General features: G+C 58.1%; 14 protein-coding genes and 1 pseudogene. 12 read left to right on the plus strand and 3 right to left on the minus strand.

Translation table 11 applies throughout. The features are described 5' to 3' along the window. The first annotated feature begins 8 nt into the window (after window positions 1-8). The 8 genes and pseudogenes from PZN02_RS31225 (at window position 9) to PZN02_RS31255 (ending at window position 5,261) form a co-directional block, all read left to right on the plus strand. A pseudogene (locus PZN02_RS31225) lies at window positions 9-1,174 on the plus strand (nitrogenase component 1). Window position 1,175: 1 nt separating this feature from the next. After that, window positions 1,176-1,673 carry a nitrogen fixation protein NifX gene (gene nifX, locus PZN02_RS31230; RefSeq protein ID WP_280663421.1) on the plus strand — a complete coding sequence of 166 codons (498 nt, stop codon included), beginning with the start codon at window positions 1,176-1,178 and terminating at the stop codon, window positions 1,671-1,673. A gap of 3 nt (window positions 1,674-1,676) precedes the next feature. Beyond that, a complete protein-coding gene (locus tag PZN02_RS31235) occupies window positions 1,677-2,162 on the plus strand; it encodes a NifX-associated nitrogen fixation protein (RefSeq protein ID WP_280663422.1) in 486 nt (161 codons plus the stop codon). A gap of 26 nt (window positions 2,163-2,188) precedes the next feature. Further along, window positions 2,189-2,392 carry a CCE_0567 family metalloprotein gene (locus PZN02_RS31240; RefSeq protein ID WP_280663423.1) on the plus strand — a complete coding sequence of 68 codons (204 nt, stop codon included), beginning with the start codon at window positions 2,189-2,191 and terminating at the stop codon, window positions 2,390-2,392. Next, complete coding sequence (gene fdxB, locus PZN02_RS31245) at window positions 2,389-2,706, plus strand: ferredoxin III, nif-specific (RefSeq protein ID WP_280663424.1); 318 nt, start codon at window positions 2,389-2,391, stop codon at window positions 2,704-2,706. Before PZN02_RS31240 ends, fdxB begins: the two co-directional genes overlap by 4 nt. Before the next feature lie 27 nt (window positions 2,707-2,733). Beyond that, the gene (locus PZN02_RS31250) at window positions 2,734-2,961 is read left to right on the plus strand and encodes an exopolysaccharide production repressor protein (protein ID WP_280663425.1); all 228 of its coding nucleotides are present in this window, start codon (window positions 2,734-2,736) and stop codon (window positions 2,959-2,961) included. Window positions 2,962-3,406: 445 nt separating this feature from the next. Next, window positions 3,407-3,727 carry an exopolysaccharide production repressor protein gene (locus PZN02_RS32385; RefSeq protein ID WP_425336377.1) on the plus strand — a complete coding sequence of 107 codons (321 nt, stop codon included), beginning with the start codon at window positions 3,407-3,409 and terminating at the stop codon, window positions 3,725-3,727. 13 nt (window positions 3,728-3,740) lie between these two features. After that, on the plus strand, window positions 3,741-5,261 hold the full coding sequence (locus PZN02_RS31255; RefSeq protein ID WP_280663426.1) for a tryptophan halogenase family protein: 1,521 nt from the start codon (window positions 3,741-3,743) through the stop codon (window positions 5,259-5,261). A 197-nt stretch (window positions 5,262-5,458) separates the two neighbouring features. On the opposite strand, the gene PZN02_RS31260 is transcribed toward PZN02_RS31255, so the two are convergent. Beyond that, a complete protein-coding gene (locus PZN02_RS31260) occupies window positions 5,459-6,376 on the minus strand; it encodes a LysR family transcriptional regulator (protein WP_280663427.1) in 918 nt (305 codons plus the stop codon). Window positions 6,377-8,327: 1,951 nt separating this feature from the next. Here PZN02_RS31260 and PZN02_RS31265 point away from each other — a divergent pair. Continuing rightward, window positions 8,328-9,332, plus strand: coding sequence for a LysR family transcriptional regulator (locus PZN02_RS31265; RefSeq protein WP_280663428.1), 1,005 nt, complete (start codon window positions 8,328-8,330; stop codon window positions 9,330-9,332). Between the two features lie 654 nt (window positions 9,333-9,986). Here PZN02_RS31265 and PZN02_RS31270 read toward each other — a convergent pair. Then, window positions 9,987-11,000 carry a 1-aminocyclopropane-1-carboxylate deaminase gene (locus PZN02_RS31270; RefSeq protein WP_280663429.1) on the minus strand — a complete coding sequence of 338 codons (1,014 nt, stop codon included), beginning with the start codon at window positions 10,998-11,000 and terminating at the stop codon, window positions 9,987-9,989. 526 nt (window positions 11,001-11,526) lie between these two features. Continuing rightward, window positions 11,527-12,270 carry a sulfotransferase gene (locus PZN02_RS31275; protein ID WP_280663430.1) on the minus strand — a complete coding sequence of 248 codons (744 nt, stop codon included), beginning with the start codon at window positions 12,268-12,270 and terminating at the stop codon, window positions 11,527-11,529. A gap of 837 nt (window positions 12,271-13,107) precedes the next feature. On the opposite strand from PZN02_RS31275, the gene PZN02_RS31280 reads away from it, so the two are divergent. The 3 genes from PZN02_RS31280 to fabG all read left to right on the plus strand — a co-directional run bounded on the left by PZN02_RS31280 (window position 13,108) and on the right by fabG (window position 15,808). After that, a complete protein-coding gene (locus PZN02_RS31280; protein WP_280663431.1) occupies window positions 13,108-13,389 on the plus strand; it encodes an acyl carrier protein in 282 nt (93 codons plus the stop codon). Further along, the gene (locus PZN02_RS31285; protein ID WP_280663432.1) at window positions 13,390-14,601 is read left to right on the plus strand and encodes a beta-ketoacyl-[acyl-carrier-protein] synthase family protein; all 1,212 of its coding nucleotides are present in this window, start codon (window positions 13,390-13,392) and stop codon (window positions 14,599-14,601) included. Window positions 14,602-15,070: 469 nt separating this feature from the next. After that, on the plus strand, window positions 15,071-15,808 hold the full coding sequence (fabG, locus tag PZN02_RS31290) for a 3-oxoacyl-[acyl-carrier-protein] reductase (RefSeq protein WP_280663433.1): 738 nt from the start codon (window positions 15,071-15,073) through the stop codon (window positions 15,806-15,808). Window positions 15,809-15,879 lie beyond the last annotated feature (71 nt).

A 15,879-nucleotide genomic window follows, 5' to 3' on the forward strand; every position in this document is an offset into this window, starting at 1 on the left:
GGTATTCGGTGGCCTGCATGCTTCCCCAAGCCAAATCAACGGCAATTAACCCTCTGAAGTCGTCCCAGCCGCTTGGCGCTGCCTTCGCTTTTCTGGGCTTCGACGGCGCAGTGCCACTGTTCCACGGCAGCCAGGCGTGTACCAGCTTTGCACTTGTGCTGCTCGTTCGGCATTTCGAAACGATCCCGCTGCAGACGACCGCGATGGACGAGCTGGCAACGATTCTCGGCGGCGAGGATCGTCTCGAAGAGGCGATCCTCAATTCCAAAGCGCGTGCAGAGCCGCAGTTTATCGCGGTCTGCACGACGGTACTGGTAGAGACCGGCGACGACGACACCACTTGCGACCTCGCGAACATCAAACTTAAGCGGGCAAGAGAACTTACAGGTACGGAAGTGGTACTCGCCAACGCGCCGGAGGCGCTAGAGGAGGGTTGGTCCAAGGCTGTTACCGCTATCGTCGACCGAATTGCGCGGCCGGGAAAGCAAAAACCCGCCCCGAAGAAGGTGGGGGACATACGCGATCTCGGCGCGGCGACGAAGTGCATGGGCACGGGCGAGCACATGCGGCGACCGGCCGAAGCATTGCCACGGTTAACCGCTGTGCCTTACGTGCTGTTTGAGTCGCTGGCGGGGCTGAAGAATGCGGACAGGTTTATCTTGCTGCTTACGACAGTGTCGGGCGAACAAGCTCCGGCGAAGGTCCTTCGCGGCCGCATGCAGTTGCAGGACGCCATGCTCGACGGGCACTTCCATCTGGGCGGCAAGAAGATCGCGATCTCCGCGGAGCCGGATCAACTCCTGCAGCTCTCAGATTTTTATGTCGGCATGGGTGCGAAAATTTCAGCCGCCGTCACCACCGGGACTTCAAAAATATTGCAAAAAGTGCCGGCCGAGACGGTCCAAACCGGCGATCTCTGTGACCTGGAACGCCTCTCTGCTGGCGCCCACCTTCTCGTGACGCATTCGCACTGCCGTCCAGCTGCAGAGCGTCTCGCCATTCCGCTGATGCATGCCGGATTCCTGTCTTTGACAGGTTGGGCAGTCAGCACAAGCTTACAATCCTGTATCAGGGAACGCGCGACATGATCTACGAGGTTGCCAATATCATGCAGGCTAACCAACACCCGCCGACGCCTGACGCACTTGATCCAGTCTGTAATCGGGGATTGTAGAATGAGCTCCATTCGTCGTTTCTCGCTCGTCAGTGATAGGTTCCAGAAACAGATGCCGGAACGGCAGGCAGGCGCATTGCGCATAGCGATCGCCACTCAAGACCTGAAAGGACTGAACGCCCATTTCGGCTCGGCTAGACATTTTGCCGTCTATGACGTGCTGCCCCACGAGTGGAGTTTTGTGGAAGCCGTTGCATTCGACGACGTTTCTGACGAAAGCGGTAGGCATCGAACCGAAGGTGATGACCGCATCGCTCCGAAAGTTGCAGCGTTGAGGGGCTGCCAGCTCTTATTTTGTCTCGCTATCGGCGGGCCTTCGGCAGCCAAGGTCATTTCGGCAAAGATTCATCCGATCAAAGTGCCGCAGCCTGAATCCATCCAGCACTTGCTTTCGCGCATCCAGACAATGCTCAGGACGGCTCCTCCACCTTGGCTACGCAAGGTGGTAGCGGAAGCAGGCGCAGCCAAAGAGAAACCCTGCTTCGAGAGCGAGGACTGAAGCATGACAACGTTAGCTGATCCGGCGAGCATCCCGGCTGTCGACCACGGCAAACTCCTTTCCACCCCCTTTATCAGATGCCTCGTGCGGCTGATACGGGCTCAGGATTCCTACGGATCGTGGGACGGCAAGTGCGACGCTGAGCTGCTGGCCAAGTTCATCGTTAAGGAGGAACAACGCCGTGCAATCCCAATCATCGGCGACCCTGATCCGGACGCGCTGTGGAGGCTCGATGTTTATTACGCCGCGGTCGGCCTTTCTATCGAAGCGCGCTCTGACCTATTGGTGTCGCGGACGATGGAGATCAGCGCCGAGGGCTTCGGGCGAGTAGTATTTACGACCAAGCGGTTGGTCGTGCTGTCGAAGACCCTGCGCGGCGTTCACCGGTTCGGCTTCGATTCGCTACGCAAATGCGAAAAGACCGGGACAAAGCTGGTGAAGGATGCGGTCGCAGCCATTGAAGCTTATCCAGACGTAGCGCGGGCGTGATGGAGCCGGTTGTTGGGAAAAAGGCCATGTCAGATTTTGAAGAATTGAAAAAGCAAGTCCGCAAGCTGCAGTCGCGTGCTGGAACTGCGAAGATGGAATTGCACGACCTCGCGGAGGATCTTCCGGTCAACTGGGCCGAAATCATGGCGGTCGCGGAGAGGACATTCCACGCTTTTGCTGAGCTGGACGCTGCCAAGAAAGAATTCGCTGCGTCGGAGGACTCACGATGATATGCTCATTCGTGACCCGCGACGGGTCCAGGTGGATGCCGAAATATCTGACCGCCATCGACGGTGCGACATGCATCGGCTGCGGTCGTTGCTTCAAGGTTTGCTCACGCGAGGTAATGCACCTTCACGGCATCGACGATGCAGGTGAAATTCTTGGCGTGTGCGATGGTGAGGACGATAACTTCGATGGCGATCTCAATCGTATGATCATGGTGGTCGACCACCCAGGCCGCTGTATCGGCTGCGGGGCCTGCGCCCGCGTCTGCCCCAAGAACTGCCAGACTCATATCGGGGCGGACACGATTGCGGCATGATCCGAGAGAAGAAACAGGAGAACGATAATGCGCTTCGCAGTCTTTCATCGCGCCCTATGGCTGTTGCTATGCACCAACGCCATCGCGGTATACTTTGCCTCGCATTCCATTCGCAGATTAATCGTCAGTACACTAGCGTTCTCGCTGCTTCTTCAGCTCGCTTATTTCGGGAGCGTGCTTTTTCTGCTCTGGCGGGCACGCAGGGCTGAGCACCTAGGCTTTTCGCGACAAGAACGGCCCGCAATTGATCAGTAGGGTACGGCACTCTTTGAAGGTATCCCGCAGCTCCGAGAGAGCCTGGCACCAGCTTGGCACGACGGAAAGCGCAACGTCACTCCTCGGGGGAAGGGCGTGCTTGGAACATGCCGCGGGAGCATGATGGGATATGAACTTTGCTTGGTTCGGCACCACTGGCAGGCACTAGCATTTGGTCCCAGAGGAAACATCTATCGAAAGAACACGTGCTTCGCGGATGATGACTGAATGACTCCAACACTACATGACCCCGCAATTATACCTGCCATCGATCGCAATAAGGCCTTGCCGCTGGGGCTGCCGGCACTCGCCGGAGCCAACGAGATGGGATTGCGACTGCGCCGAGGGCAGCCAATTGGATCGAAGTCATGTCAGGACGTCATTCCTCTGTTGGACTCTTGCAAGGGTGGCCGCATGATCAGACGGCAAAACCAGGAGAACGGCGTTGCTCTTAAGAACCGTTCGTTCCATTCTATGGCTGCTCCTGTCTACCACTGCTCTTACAATCTACTTAGCTTCGCAGCCCAGCCAGAGCTTAATTGTTACGACACTGGCTTGTTTGCTGCTTCTTCAACTTGCTTATTTCGGAAGCGTGCTCGTTTTGGTCTGTTTAGCTGCGCTTGGAAAGCTGTCGAAAAACCTGCGCATTCTCGGCCTTCACGACGAGAATGGGAAACACAATTCTCACGAAAGTCCCAACGGCTGGTGGATTCGCGAGATAAGGGAGGCGCCGTCGCAGGACCCGGACCGTTCCACTCAGAACTGACGTGGAATTCTGAATGCTGAATCTGACGAATGCGAGGCGGATAGGAATCGTCGGAGGCGACCTTGTGGGCTGGCTTGCCGCTATTGAGCTACGCCGGGTCTTCGAACCAGACGTGGATGTCACAGTCATAGAGACTCCGGAGCTATTTTCATTCGGCCTTGGGGAGGGCGGCTCGCGCAATCTGGTTGATACGTTGTGCCGTAATGAGCTCGACTTGGACATTTTCGTTGGTGAAGCCGGCGCCACGTACAAGCTTGGAGTGCTCTATGACAATTGGAGAGGTGGAGGAATTTCAGATCGGTACTATCGTCTGTTCTGTGGACCGGGCATCCCGGAAATCGAATGGCGGGTCGATGGCTTCTTTCCTCTGCTGTCGGCGAGAATCGCGATGGGCGAGGACCTTCACACTTGCGTTCCAGGATTCGACGCAATCGCAAGGCACGCGTCGCAAAAGGATATCGAGCGATTGCTGGCGACCGGCCAGTCCGGCCTTTGTCGATCCTACCACTTTGACGCTGAGGCTTTCGAGCGGTACCTGAAGCGAGTCGGATTGAGCCGTGGGATCATTGCCCATGCGAGCGCTGTATGCGGGATGAGGCTGGACGAGCGGGGGTGTGTGCGGTCCTTGCATCTCGATGGCGAACAACTGGAGGTCGACTTCGTGATCGATGCGTCGGGATTTGCCAGATTGGGGCTCGGCAGTGTTTTCGGTACACGCTGGCGGTCTTTCGCAAACACTTTGCCGACCGATCGTGCGATCACTTTTGATCTTGAGCCGTCAGAAATGTGCCCCGATCCCGTAACCCGTTTGACCGCCATGAAGGCCGGATGGATGTGGGAGGTCCCACTGAATCGCAAGATCACTGCGGGATACGTGTTCAGTAGCAGATATGCGGATCATGCCATTGCAGTCGCAGAGGTCGAGCACCGCCTTGGACACCGCGTCCAGCCGAAGCACTTGCTTTCGCTCGATCAAGGCTATTTCGAAACGGCGTGGGTCAATAACCTTGTGGCACTCGGAACGGCGTCCGGTTTCGTAGAGCCGCTGGACGCAGCGCTTGCGACCCACACGTTCGAACAGCTAAGGAATATAGGACGCGTTCTCACCAACGGAGGTGGGGTCGTGCCTGCTCACACAATCGAAGCTTATAACAGCGCTAACGCGCGCTCGTGGACAGGAGTTCGAGACTTCCTGCGGCTGCACTATGATTGCAAACGAAATGACGCACCGTTCTGGCGAGATATTGCGGCAGCCGAGTTGCCAGGAGGCTATGCCGAGCTGAGGGCCTGTTTTCACAAACGGACACCTCGTTGGATCGATATTCAACCCTATGTCGGAAGCGGGTGGCAGGCGTTGTTTCACCAGCTTGATTGGATATCCGTGGCGGCTTCTCTCGGCGTCGTGCCGGCAAAGGCTGCCCGAGCAGAGCTACGTCGGCTTTCGGCGGAAAGCCGACGTGAGGTCCAAGCCTATCTCGACCTGCTGAACGGAACGATGTCAAGGCACCTTCCCCCGAGTGGCTGGGTGCATTAAGTGCGACCACGGGAGGCGGTGCTGGTTGGGCGCGACCGGCCACATGCGTCTAACCGCTTCAGGCTAAAGGTGGGCATGAGGTCCTCATGTAGCTCCGATCCAGATGTTGAGGTTGCACCCTTTTAATCGTCTCGCGTATGAATGGTATACGCAATGGGTGTTGAACCGTTTAGGAACGCTTAAGTCGGCCCGCGCCCTCACGGCGGAGCAACCATACGTGACGCTTCCTGGAGCAGTATCTCCCGCAACCAGATGCTTGCCTGATCCCTATTGTGGAGGGCGGGCCATTGGAGAGCCTGGGTGAATGTAGGAAGTGGCAGCGGAAGTTCGATGATCTGCAGGGGGATCATGCGTTCGAAATGCTTGACCAGCCGCAAGGGCATAGTCGCTATACGGTTAGTACCTGACAGCACGGGCGGAATCAGGCTGAAGCCCGGCACGACGACCTCGACACGTCTCTTGAAGCCGTACTCGAGCAACAACCGCTCCTCGACCGAGGGCATCAGCGAACGTCCGAGCTTGGTTGCAACCTGTCCTATCGACATGAATCCCTCCAAGCAAAGCTGCCCCGATAGCTTCTCGTTCGTGGGGCAACCGACGCACACGAGTGTCTCGTCGAACAGCTTCGCTTTGGGATGCGCGTTCGGCATGAACGAATCCGGTAGGATTAGAAAATCGATGTCGCCGCGGAGGAGAAGCTCATCGGGATCGCCATCGAGAGGTAGCAACTCGAAGGTGACGGCGGGAGCCTCCCGGGCCACGCGCTCCACGACCCTCTCAAAGAACACGAGTGTCATGAAATCCGAAAGGATGACCCTGAAGCGGCGCTTCGATTGGGCTGGGTTGAACATGTCCCAGGAAATGATGGAGAACTGAATGTGCAGCAGGGCGTCGCGGACCGTAGGGGCGAGCGCTTCCGCACGCGGTGTTGGGATAAGTTCGCGGCCCTGCATTTTAAACAACTCGTCGCCGAAATAGGTGCGTAGCCGCGCGATAGCCGCGCTCATCGCCGGCTGACTGAGGTTGATGCTGCGAGCCGCCGCCGTAACGCTTCGTTTGTTCATCAGAGCGTCGAGCGCAACGAGAAGATTTAGATCAAGGCCTTTGAAACGCATGTCTTGATGTACCCATGGTGTGGATGATTGGCATCCAAGCAATCAGTTCAGCCGTGTTGTCGAATAGACGTCGTCGGCTTCACCTCCGGACTGGTGGCTGATTCCTTTGAGTCGACGAATAGAAGATCAGGCGCTTCGTCGCCCACTGAGTCTGGCTGCCCAAACGAGCGGTGAAGATGTTGACCCCACAACTGAAAGCACTCCGGCACGACAGCTCCGTTCATCGCGCTCAACGCGAAGACCAGAGCATCAGGTTGGGAGTTTTCTGAAGCGTCGCTCGTAGAGTGACACCGGAGGAGGACCTAATCGTCCAACCCTCCACCCACGAGCCCCAAGACTGTGGTGGCCTCACTGAGTATCGACCCTGCGCTTCAAGATGGATTTCATTCCGACCTCGTCGCCACTGGACCCATGGGGGTCAAATGCTTCTTCGGTGAGATTACGTCGAAGCGCATCGGCCGCATCTTCAATCATCGGTGGCGCCTTTCGGTTACAATCAACGAGTGGCGATACTAGTGTCCACCGCGCCGGTCTGGCCATGCAAAGTCTGTATTCCATCATACGCCCGGGGCATGGTTGAAAACGCCTTCGAAGGAAGTGCAATGTAATAGCGCTGTAGGCGGACTCTTCAGCGTCTCTCGCAGGCTAATGCAGATCACCGGCGACGATGAATTCGATATCGTTGAGATCACCTGGCCCAGCAGGAACGTCAACCAAGCCGGACTGCTCGGCCGGCCACTTCGACAACGATTTCTCCAGGCCATTGACCGGGCGTCGGGGCCGGCGCGGTTACAGCGCTCGCAACCTGATGCAGCATAAAAGGACACGTGGACATGGACAGTATCCCCTCATGCTGTCCAACGGAAATGAACACATCCGCGGCGTCCAGAATTGCGGTGGCGACAGGTGACTATGCCGGTGTTCTGGAGCGGTTTGCTTAAGCTCAGTAGAAGGCGCAGCCGCATCCGGACGATGCCTTTCTGCGTGCACCATCCCCGAAGTCTGATTCGACTTTTGGACCCCTTTGTCGTGGAGGGCCTTAGGTATCGAAGCCGACACCTATCCGGGTTGGAGCTTTGCGGCAGTCGCGTCGGGCGGACGCCGTTCAACCCAAATGGACAGGCTCCGTTGGGGGGCTGCTTGCCTGCAGGTAGGTAAAACGCATGTATCCATAGCGTGGATGGAAGCTATGCGAAAAGTGGATTTTTCCAGCCTTGCCGAATGGGATTAGAAAGCCGTGAAATATAACTGGAGGCAAACGATGGAAAGCCACACCCACCCCAATGCGCACTGTTGTAAAGAACACATGATTGGTAAGGCCGGCCTCGGATTGAAGCGGGCTCCACGAGCAATTCACGGGTGTCATGTTCACAGAGGTGATTTTGTGACTATTGCGGTGGTCCAAGTATGGTGTAGCGAGCGTAATCTCGAGTGCAGTCCGCGCGATCACCATCTAAACGTCGGCAACACGACAAGCTTTTTGCTCGCTTCAGCTCCGTGTATCGCAAGTGGAGAAGCGCGTCTGCCTTTGCCGGAGGCAGCCTGCGACCTCCGCCACTTGCGAGTTAATGAGGTCGAAGGTGAAGCAGGAGGGTCTATCTCAACCCCGGCCGTCGACAAGCGGGGCGTCACGATCGAGTTTTGTTCATTGACGACGCGCCAAAGCCGCCAAGCCTCTCCTGAGGAGGCTTTGCCGGGGTACGATACAGTCGAAATCATCAATGCAGGCGGGCCGCCAGCCGACGCCATGCAAGGGTCGAGGACATGAACGGCTGTACATGTGAGCCGCGTCAGGGCAGTTCGAGGGTGTCATAGCCCAAGTGCATCTGACTAGAAAATTGGCAGCCATCCAATCTGATGGAGAGGTCAGAAGAGTTTTCTTGCACGCTTATTTGATGTTGCAACGCTTGAATTTCAAAGCATTGCACGAAAACACCAGGAGAAGAAACCCATGGATCAGCCCGCTTGGAAGCGCCCGAACATGGCGCTGATCGGCGGTCGCGGTGATGCCGCACAACAACGGCAGATGCGGAACCTGACGTCCATCGACCTAAACCTACTGGTCGATCTCGAAGCCTTGCTGCAGTACCGGAACATCACTCACGCGGCTCTACATGTCGGTCGGAGCCAACCGGCAATGAGCCGAGCGTTGTCAAGGCTGCGCGGCATGTTCAATGATGATCTTCTGGTTCGCGGCTCGGGCGGCCTCGTCTTAACGCCGCTGGCCGAAGACTTGGCCCAAATGCTCCCTTCGGTGTTGGGTACGGTTCGCCAGATGGTGAACTGCAGCTTCGCTCCAAGAGAATGTCGATGGAAGGTGACGATGGCTATTCCCGACCACCAAGCGTTAGTTCTGCTGCCGCGTCTCCTGCCGCGGCTGCGCGAGCGCGCCCCTCATCTCGACATCGTTACCGATTCGTTCTTAGTTGGCGCGCTGCGTAGACTTGAGCGAGGTGAGATCGACCTGGCCGTCGGGCAGATCGGTGCCGCTCCGCCCGGCTACCTGCGGCGCAGGCTCTACGAGGATCGCTTCACCTGCTTGCTGCGCCACAATCATCCGGCCTTGGCCCAGGAATGGACCATCGGGACTTTCGAGGCTTTGCGCCACGTCGTCATTACCTCGGAATGCAACGACCGCTTCGGGCAGATCTATGACGCGTCGGCCAACATCGCAATATTGCTGGATTGCAACCCAATGGTGGTTTCCAACGTATTAACGGCGGCGATCGTGATCGCGGCGACCGACTTGGTGCTAATTCTGCCGAACCGCGTGGCGATCCGGATCGCCGCCATGCTGCCGCTCGCGGTTGTCGATCCACCCGTGGAACTGACGCCGTACGAGGCCACGCTGATTTGGCATGAGCGTTGCCATCGCGACCCGCAGTATCGGTGGCTGCGCCGCGAAATCGCCGCCGCAGCGCGAGCGGCCCAATCAGACGGGGAGGCGACCAAATGATGATTAAACGGACGGCTGAGGAGAGGTGGGCGTTGAAGCACCGGTCGGCTGACGGCATGCTGGCGCTTGAGGATTCAGGATGTAACCGAAGCTCAACCCTATCAGGAACGATGGTGGCGGAGCGGAGCGGTGAGATAGGCGTGACCAAGCTTCCATGGCATTGGCCACGGTTACATCGAGCGGCTGATAGACTGTGCCGGCCCGGCACAAAGGCTGAAGTGTCGGTAAGGACCAGTAGTTTCGTAATACCTGATTGTTTGCCTACAGCGCCGCGCGTCTATCAACCGCGCAAACGTCGCTGTAGAACTTTGAATTTCTGCATGTCTTTGTCCTCAAATCGAGCCCGATTTTAAGAAGACATGCAGTAGGTCCGCGGAACGTTCGGCCATTCACGCTGCTGCGCCTTGCCAGCGAAAACTGGCGACTGATGGTTCGCTGCAAGTCTTCCGCCGCCCACTTCATTCGCCGAGACTATCGACGGATTGCCATCTCGTTGCGACGGAAGCAAGTCAACCGCAGGTCATGGCGATGCCGAGGGCACCTCTGGTTACAGCAGAGGCCGCGGGTCGCAACGCCGAAGCTTTGCGGGCGATTATTGAGCTGGAAGCCGTGATCACCGGCAAACCAGAACCCCCGAAAGCTATCCGTCGAGCATCACCCTTTGCGAAACGTATAGCTGTAACCGTTGATAGCTGGCGTGCCGCCGAGATGCGCGTACAGAACCCGCGATCCCTCTGGAAAGAAGCCTTTCCTGACGAGATCGATTAGACCTTGCATCGATTTGCCCTCGTAGACGGGATCAGTAATCATACCTTCGAGCCGAGCACACAAGCGGAGGGCCTCCTTCGTTTCGTCGGACGGAATGCCATAACACGGATGCGCGTACTCCTCGATGAGGGTGACGTCATCTTCGATGATTTCCCTGCCGAGATCGACCAGTTTCGCCGTATGCTGGGCAATACTTAGCACCTGCGCCTTGGTTTTAGTGGGCGTGGCGGAGGCATCGATCCCAATCACACTATGCTGTCGGCCGTCTTTGGCGAAACCGACGACCATGCCGGCATGCGTAGAACCCGTGACGGTGCACACGACGATATAGTCGAAGACAAACCCCAGCTGTTGCTCCTGGGCGCGCACCTCCTCTGCAAAACCGACGTAGCCGAGCCCGCCGTACTTGTGAGCGGAAGCCCCGGCCGGTATCGCATAGGGTATGCCGCCCTTCGACCTGACGTCTTCGAGAGCCTGTTCCCAACTGCGGCGGATACCAATGTCAAAGCCCTCATCGACGAAGCGGACGTCCGCCCCCATGATGCGGCTCAACAGAATGTTGCCGACCCGGTCGTAGACGGCGTCCTCATGCGGCACCCAGCTCTCCTGCACGAGGAGGCATTTCATGCCGATCTTGGCGGCGACCGCGGCGACAATCCGCGTGTGGTTTGACTGCACGCCGCCGATAGAAACAAGGGTGTCTGCATGAGCAGCGATCGCGTCGGGGATGATGTATTCGAGCTTACGGAGCTTATTTCCGCCGCACGCGAGACCGGAGTTGCAGTCCTCGCGTTTGGCGTAGATTTCCACTTTACCGCCAAGGTGCTTTCCGAGGCGGTCAAGCTTCTCGATAGGCGTGGGTCCAAAGGTGAGCGGGTAGCGTTCGAATTTTTCCAGCACGTTCTCTCCAGCAATATGTGAGTGATAAAACTAGGTAGTCAGTTTAAGAGGCTGCACCAGAGGCGGCGGTACCAAGCGACTCCGTGCCCGATGTTTCGATGCTGCGTCCGAGCATGGTTGCACTTGCGTGGAGCGCGCAGCGGGCTAGGCGGGCAGAAGGGTCCTTCGCCTGCGAGCGGAACGCGATGCGGCGGATTGTCACGGCGAACTCGTGCTGACACGTGCGAGCGTCGCATGGACACGGCGTTTCAGCTTTCCAGGGCCAAGGAATCTGGTCTGCCGAGCAGCGGCAAAGCGCATTCGTCGATCCCAGCTATTGACCTCTGCGTCGATCGCGAACACATCCGAGGCGCGCTCGGCTGCCGCGGCCCGAATTTCGCGGCTGTGGAAGACGTAATCTGGAGCCGGAGCTGTAAGGCATCCGAATTCACCATGTCAGAAGGGCGCGGTCGAGGACGCCAAAAGCGCATCCGGTCGCTTCGAGTCTAGCGACACAGACCTATCCGCCGTCAGTCACCGCAGCTCATCAGACATCACCAAGCTCAAAAAATCTCGCGTAAGGTCCATCTGCGAAGTGTACCCGCAACTCATGAAAATTCTGAAGCGTTTGGTCCAACGGGCGCGTTTCTTGCCGCTGAAGAATGCTGCGACCAGAGAGCTGACGCGCTGGGACCCCAAGGAAATCCAAGATAGTTGCAACGCAAGCGTGGGGGTATCGAAGAAGCCTCTCGTACTCGATTGCAAGCATTTTGGTTGGCCCGAAGGCGTTCGCGACCTGAGCGTGGAAGTCGTCGGCAGCTTTGAAGTAGGCCTCGCAGGCAGCGAGTGACAACGTCACGGGCGGCGGTGGAGAGGCATCGTCCGAACTGAACTTAAGCCAATGGCGGGTTTGCCTTGCCTGCACAAGCGATCTCAGCGATTCCAATGTGTTTCTGCGAATCATAAGGATAACCTTGAGCCCTGACCAATTGGCCAGCTCAGCAAAAAAGCCGGGACGCTCGTGAAACTGAGGTTCATTGATCTTGCAGCCAACATGCGTCACCGTCTTGTCGCTTCGCGTGGGGTAGCGCAAGAAGGCACGCTCAAGAAGCTCGCGATCGCTGCCCAGCAGGCGATCCTTATCGGGCCAATTCGTATCGTAGATATTGAGCAGTTCACCGTTGCTCAACACATTCGGGTGCTCGTTTAGAAGTTCTTCCAAGTAGTGTGTGCCAGCCCTTGGCATCGCGAGGATTGCAAATGGCTCAGGCGACAGTGTGGAATGGGACATTGAGCGTTTTTCCATCTAACAGTGGCGGTGACCCCAGCACAGTATCTTGGCTGTCCGCCAGCTCGTTTAATCTAGGGAGGCTTGCGGCTCCATAGCGCTGATCACCTGCTCCGAGGCCATCCAGGATCTCGTGTTGACAGGCTGATTTTTGCCGTTGGTAGTGTTGTGCTTGAGTTGCGCGGCACCTACTCCCTTGGCGCGGGTCTTTCTCCGGGTTAAGTCAGCTTTTCTAACGGCGCTCGGGAAGAGTGGTAAAATTGATTGTAGTGATGACAAGCATCCACACAGTGGATAGAGCAGGCGGTCCTGCACGCTGAAATACCTGCCGACCTCATGTCACGACCGGCGCAAGACGCGCCACTACAAGGGTCGATCTCTTGGCCGACGACGCTATAACCACTCCCCCGCTCCTATAGGTAAGTAGCGCACGTGTCGATTGCATCGTTCTGCGACGGCAAGTTTGGATAGGAACTGGATTAGTGCTGCGGCGGCGTGCGGTAAGATCAGGCTTACTCTCAGAACGCCAAGTACGACAAGAAGAGTCAGATCAAGGCGCTTCGAGCGCCACGTAGAAATATCCATAGAACGAATGAATTTCATCCAAACAATCGATTTTACCAATCTTAGCGGTTGCTACATAGCATAGCCCACACGCCTGGGAAGCCGGCGACTTTCTTCGTCACCGAGCCTATGCCGCGGACCCGCCGGAACGTCTCCGGCTCTTATAAGCAATGGGCTTGGGCAGTTGTGCAAGTCTGATGGTAATTTGGCGACGCGGCTCGCCTCAGGAATTGAGCCGCGTCCCACGTCAAGCCAAACTGAAATGGAAGGAACACAATGGCTGATCAACTCGCAACGGAAATCATTGCCATAATCAAGAAACGCGTCGAAGCGGAGAGCGGCGAGGGCACGACTGCATCCATCGTCGGCGATATAACGACTGGGACTGAATTGAGCGAGCTCGGCATCGACTCACTGGGATTCGCGGACGTGCTCTGGGACTTGGAGCAAGCCTACGACATCAAGATCGAAATGAACACGGCCGAGGCGTGGTCGGGTGTCCAGAGTGTCGGAGGCATTGTGGAAGCCATGCGCGGCTTGCTTGCTAAGGAGTCTTGAATGGACAGACGAGTCGTCATCACCGGAATAGGCGGGCTGTGCGGACTAGGCACCGACGCCGCCTCGATTTGGACAGGGATGCGCGAAGGCCGCTCCGCCATCGGCCCGATTGTCAATGCAGAGCTTCATGGGCTGAAGGGCGCGATCGGCGCCGAGATCAAGGCGCTGCCTGAGCACGACATTGACCGCAGGCAAGTCGTCTCCATGGCCCGCTGCAGCCTGCTTGCCGTGCTTGCGGCGCACGAAGCCATGCGACAGGCCGGACTTTCCTGCGATAAAGGAAATGCCCATCGCTTCGGCGCGACAGTGGGCGTCGGCTTCGGTGGCTGGGACGCGACCGAAAAAGCCTACCGCGCCCTCCTTTTGGGCGGCGGCGCGACCCGAATGGATCTCTTGACTGGAGTAAAGGGGATGCCGAGCGCAGCTGCCTGCAATGTCAGCATGAGCCTCGGCCTGCGCGGGCCGGTCTTCGCTGCCACCTCCGCCTGCGCCTCGGCCAACCATGCGATCGCCTCGGCGGTCGACCAGATCAGGGCTGGCCGGGCCGACGTGATGCTTGCCGGAGGCAGCGACGCGCCATTCGTATTTTTTGTGTTGAAGGCATGGGAAGTCATGCGCGTACTCGCTCCGGATACTTGCCGGCCCTTCTCCGCCGACAGGAGGGGCGTGGTGCTGGGCGAGGGTGCGGGCATGGCCGTGCTGGAAAGCTATGAGCATGCCACGGCGCGGGGCGCGACGATCCTTGCCGAGATCGCCGGCATCGGCCTTTCCGCCGATGCCTTCCACATCGCCTCGCCGACTGTCGAGGGGCCGGAAGCGGCGATGCGCGCCTGCCTTGCCGATGCCGGGCTGAATGCCGAGGATGTGGACTACCTAAACGCGCATGGCACCGGCACCAAGGCCAACGATGAAATCGAAACGGCGGCGATCAGGCGCGTCTTCGGGGACCATGCTAGTTCGCTGTCCGTCTCTTCCACCAAGTCCACCCACGGGCATTGCCTCGGTGGAGCGAGTGCGCTTGAAATGATCGCCTGTGTGATGGCGATCCAAGAGGATGTTGTGCCGCCGACCGCCAATTATCGCGAACCAGATCCCAAATGCGATCTCGATGTCACGCCCAATGTTGCGCGCGAGCGCAAGGTGCGCGTGGCCATGAGCAACGCGTTCTCCATGGGCGGCCTGAACGCAATTCTAGCATTCAAACAGGTGTAGAAGCCCTGCGAGATGCGTCCTGCAAGTTCACCATCCCGTATCCAGATGCTTGCCGAATCACTCCATCGGTCCGTGACCGCCTCCTTGGTGAGCTAGGCTGAGGGTGCAAGTCTTAATGTAAGCACCAAGAGAAGTCTTGTGACGAAGCATCAGATTAGGTGGTTACGTCGAAGGGCGTCGGCGCTGGTCTCGACAGGAGAAGGAGCGGCTCGTTGCCAGCGCGAATGCACCGGCTTCAGCGGTGGGACGAGTCTCCCCTCCAACGGCGGCGCGACGATCTACGAATCGGCGCCGCCAAGGTGCTGTCTGGCCTGGCGCGGCGCATCAACCGCGACGTCGCCGCCGTTAGTAGGCGGCGCCGCTGGCGCTTGAGTGCCCGGGTGACTCAGCGCCGTCGAGGAGTTCTGGCGCGGCGGCTTTAAAAGTTAACCGAATTCACCAGCCTGCATGATTGAGAAGAGGATAAGACATGTTCGAATTGACCAGCCGTAAGGCGCTCGTCACCGGCGCATCGGGAGGTATCGGCGAGGCGATCGCCCGCGCGCTACATGCGCAGGGTGCTATTGTCGGCTTGCACGGTACCCGCGTTGAGAAATTGGAGATGCTTGCCGCTGAGCTCGGGGACCGCGTCAAGCTGTTCCCAGCTAATCTGGAGAATCGTGACGAGGTCAAGGCGCTAGCTCAGAAGGCGGAGGCCGATCTCGAAGGCGTCGACATCCTCGTCAACAATGCCGGCATCACCAAGGACGGCCTGTTCGTGCACATGGCAGACGCCGACTGGGACTGTGTCCTGAAGGTCAACCTCACCGCGGTGTTCGAGCTAACTCGGGAGCTCACCCGTCCGATGATACGCCGCCGGAATGGCCGCATCATCAACATCACTTCGGTCGCCGGCGTGACCGGCAATCCTGGCCAGACCAATTACTGCGCCTCCAAGGCCGGTATGATCGGCTTCTCCAAGTCTCTGGCGCAGGAGATCGCTACACGCAACATTACCGTAAACTGCGTCGCCCCGGGCTTCATCGAATCGGCTATGACCGACAAGCTCAATGGCAAGCAGAAGGAGACTATCATGGCGGCGATCCCCACCCGCCGCATGGGCACTAGCGCCGAAGTCGCGTCCGCCGTCGCGTATCTCGCTTCCACTGAAGCGGCCTACGTCACCGGCCAGACCATTCACGTGAACGGCGGCATGGCAATGATTTGAGCATGGTCATGCGCCAGGGGAGATGTTGGCCCTTGCGGCCATCTTGTGCGGGCATAGCACATCTTGAACCA

It is taken from the genome of Sinorhizobium garamanticum (assembly GCF_029892065.1).
Classification (GTDB): domain Bacteria; phylum Pseudomonadota; class Alphaproteobacteria; order Rhizobiales; family Rhizobiaceae; genus Sinorhizobium; species Sinorhizobium garamanticum.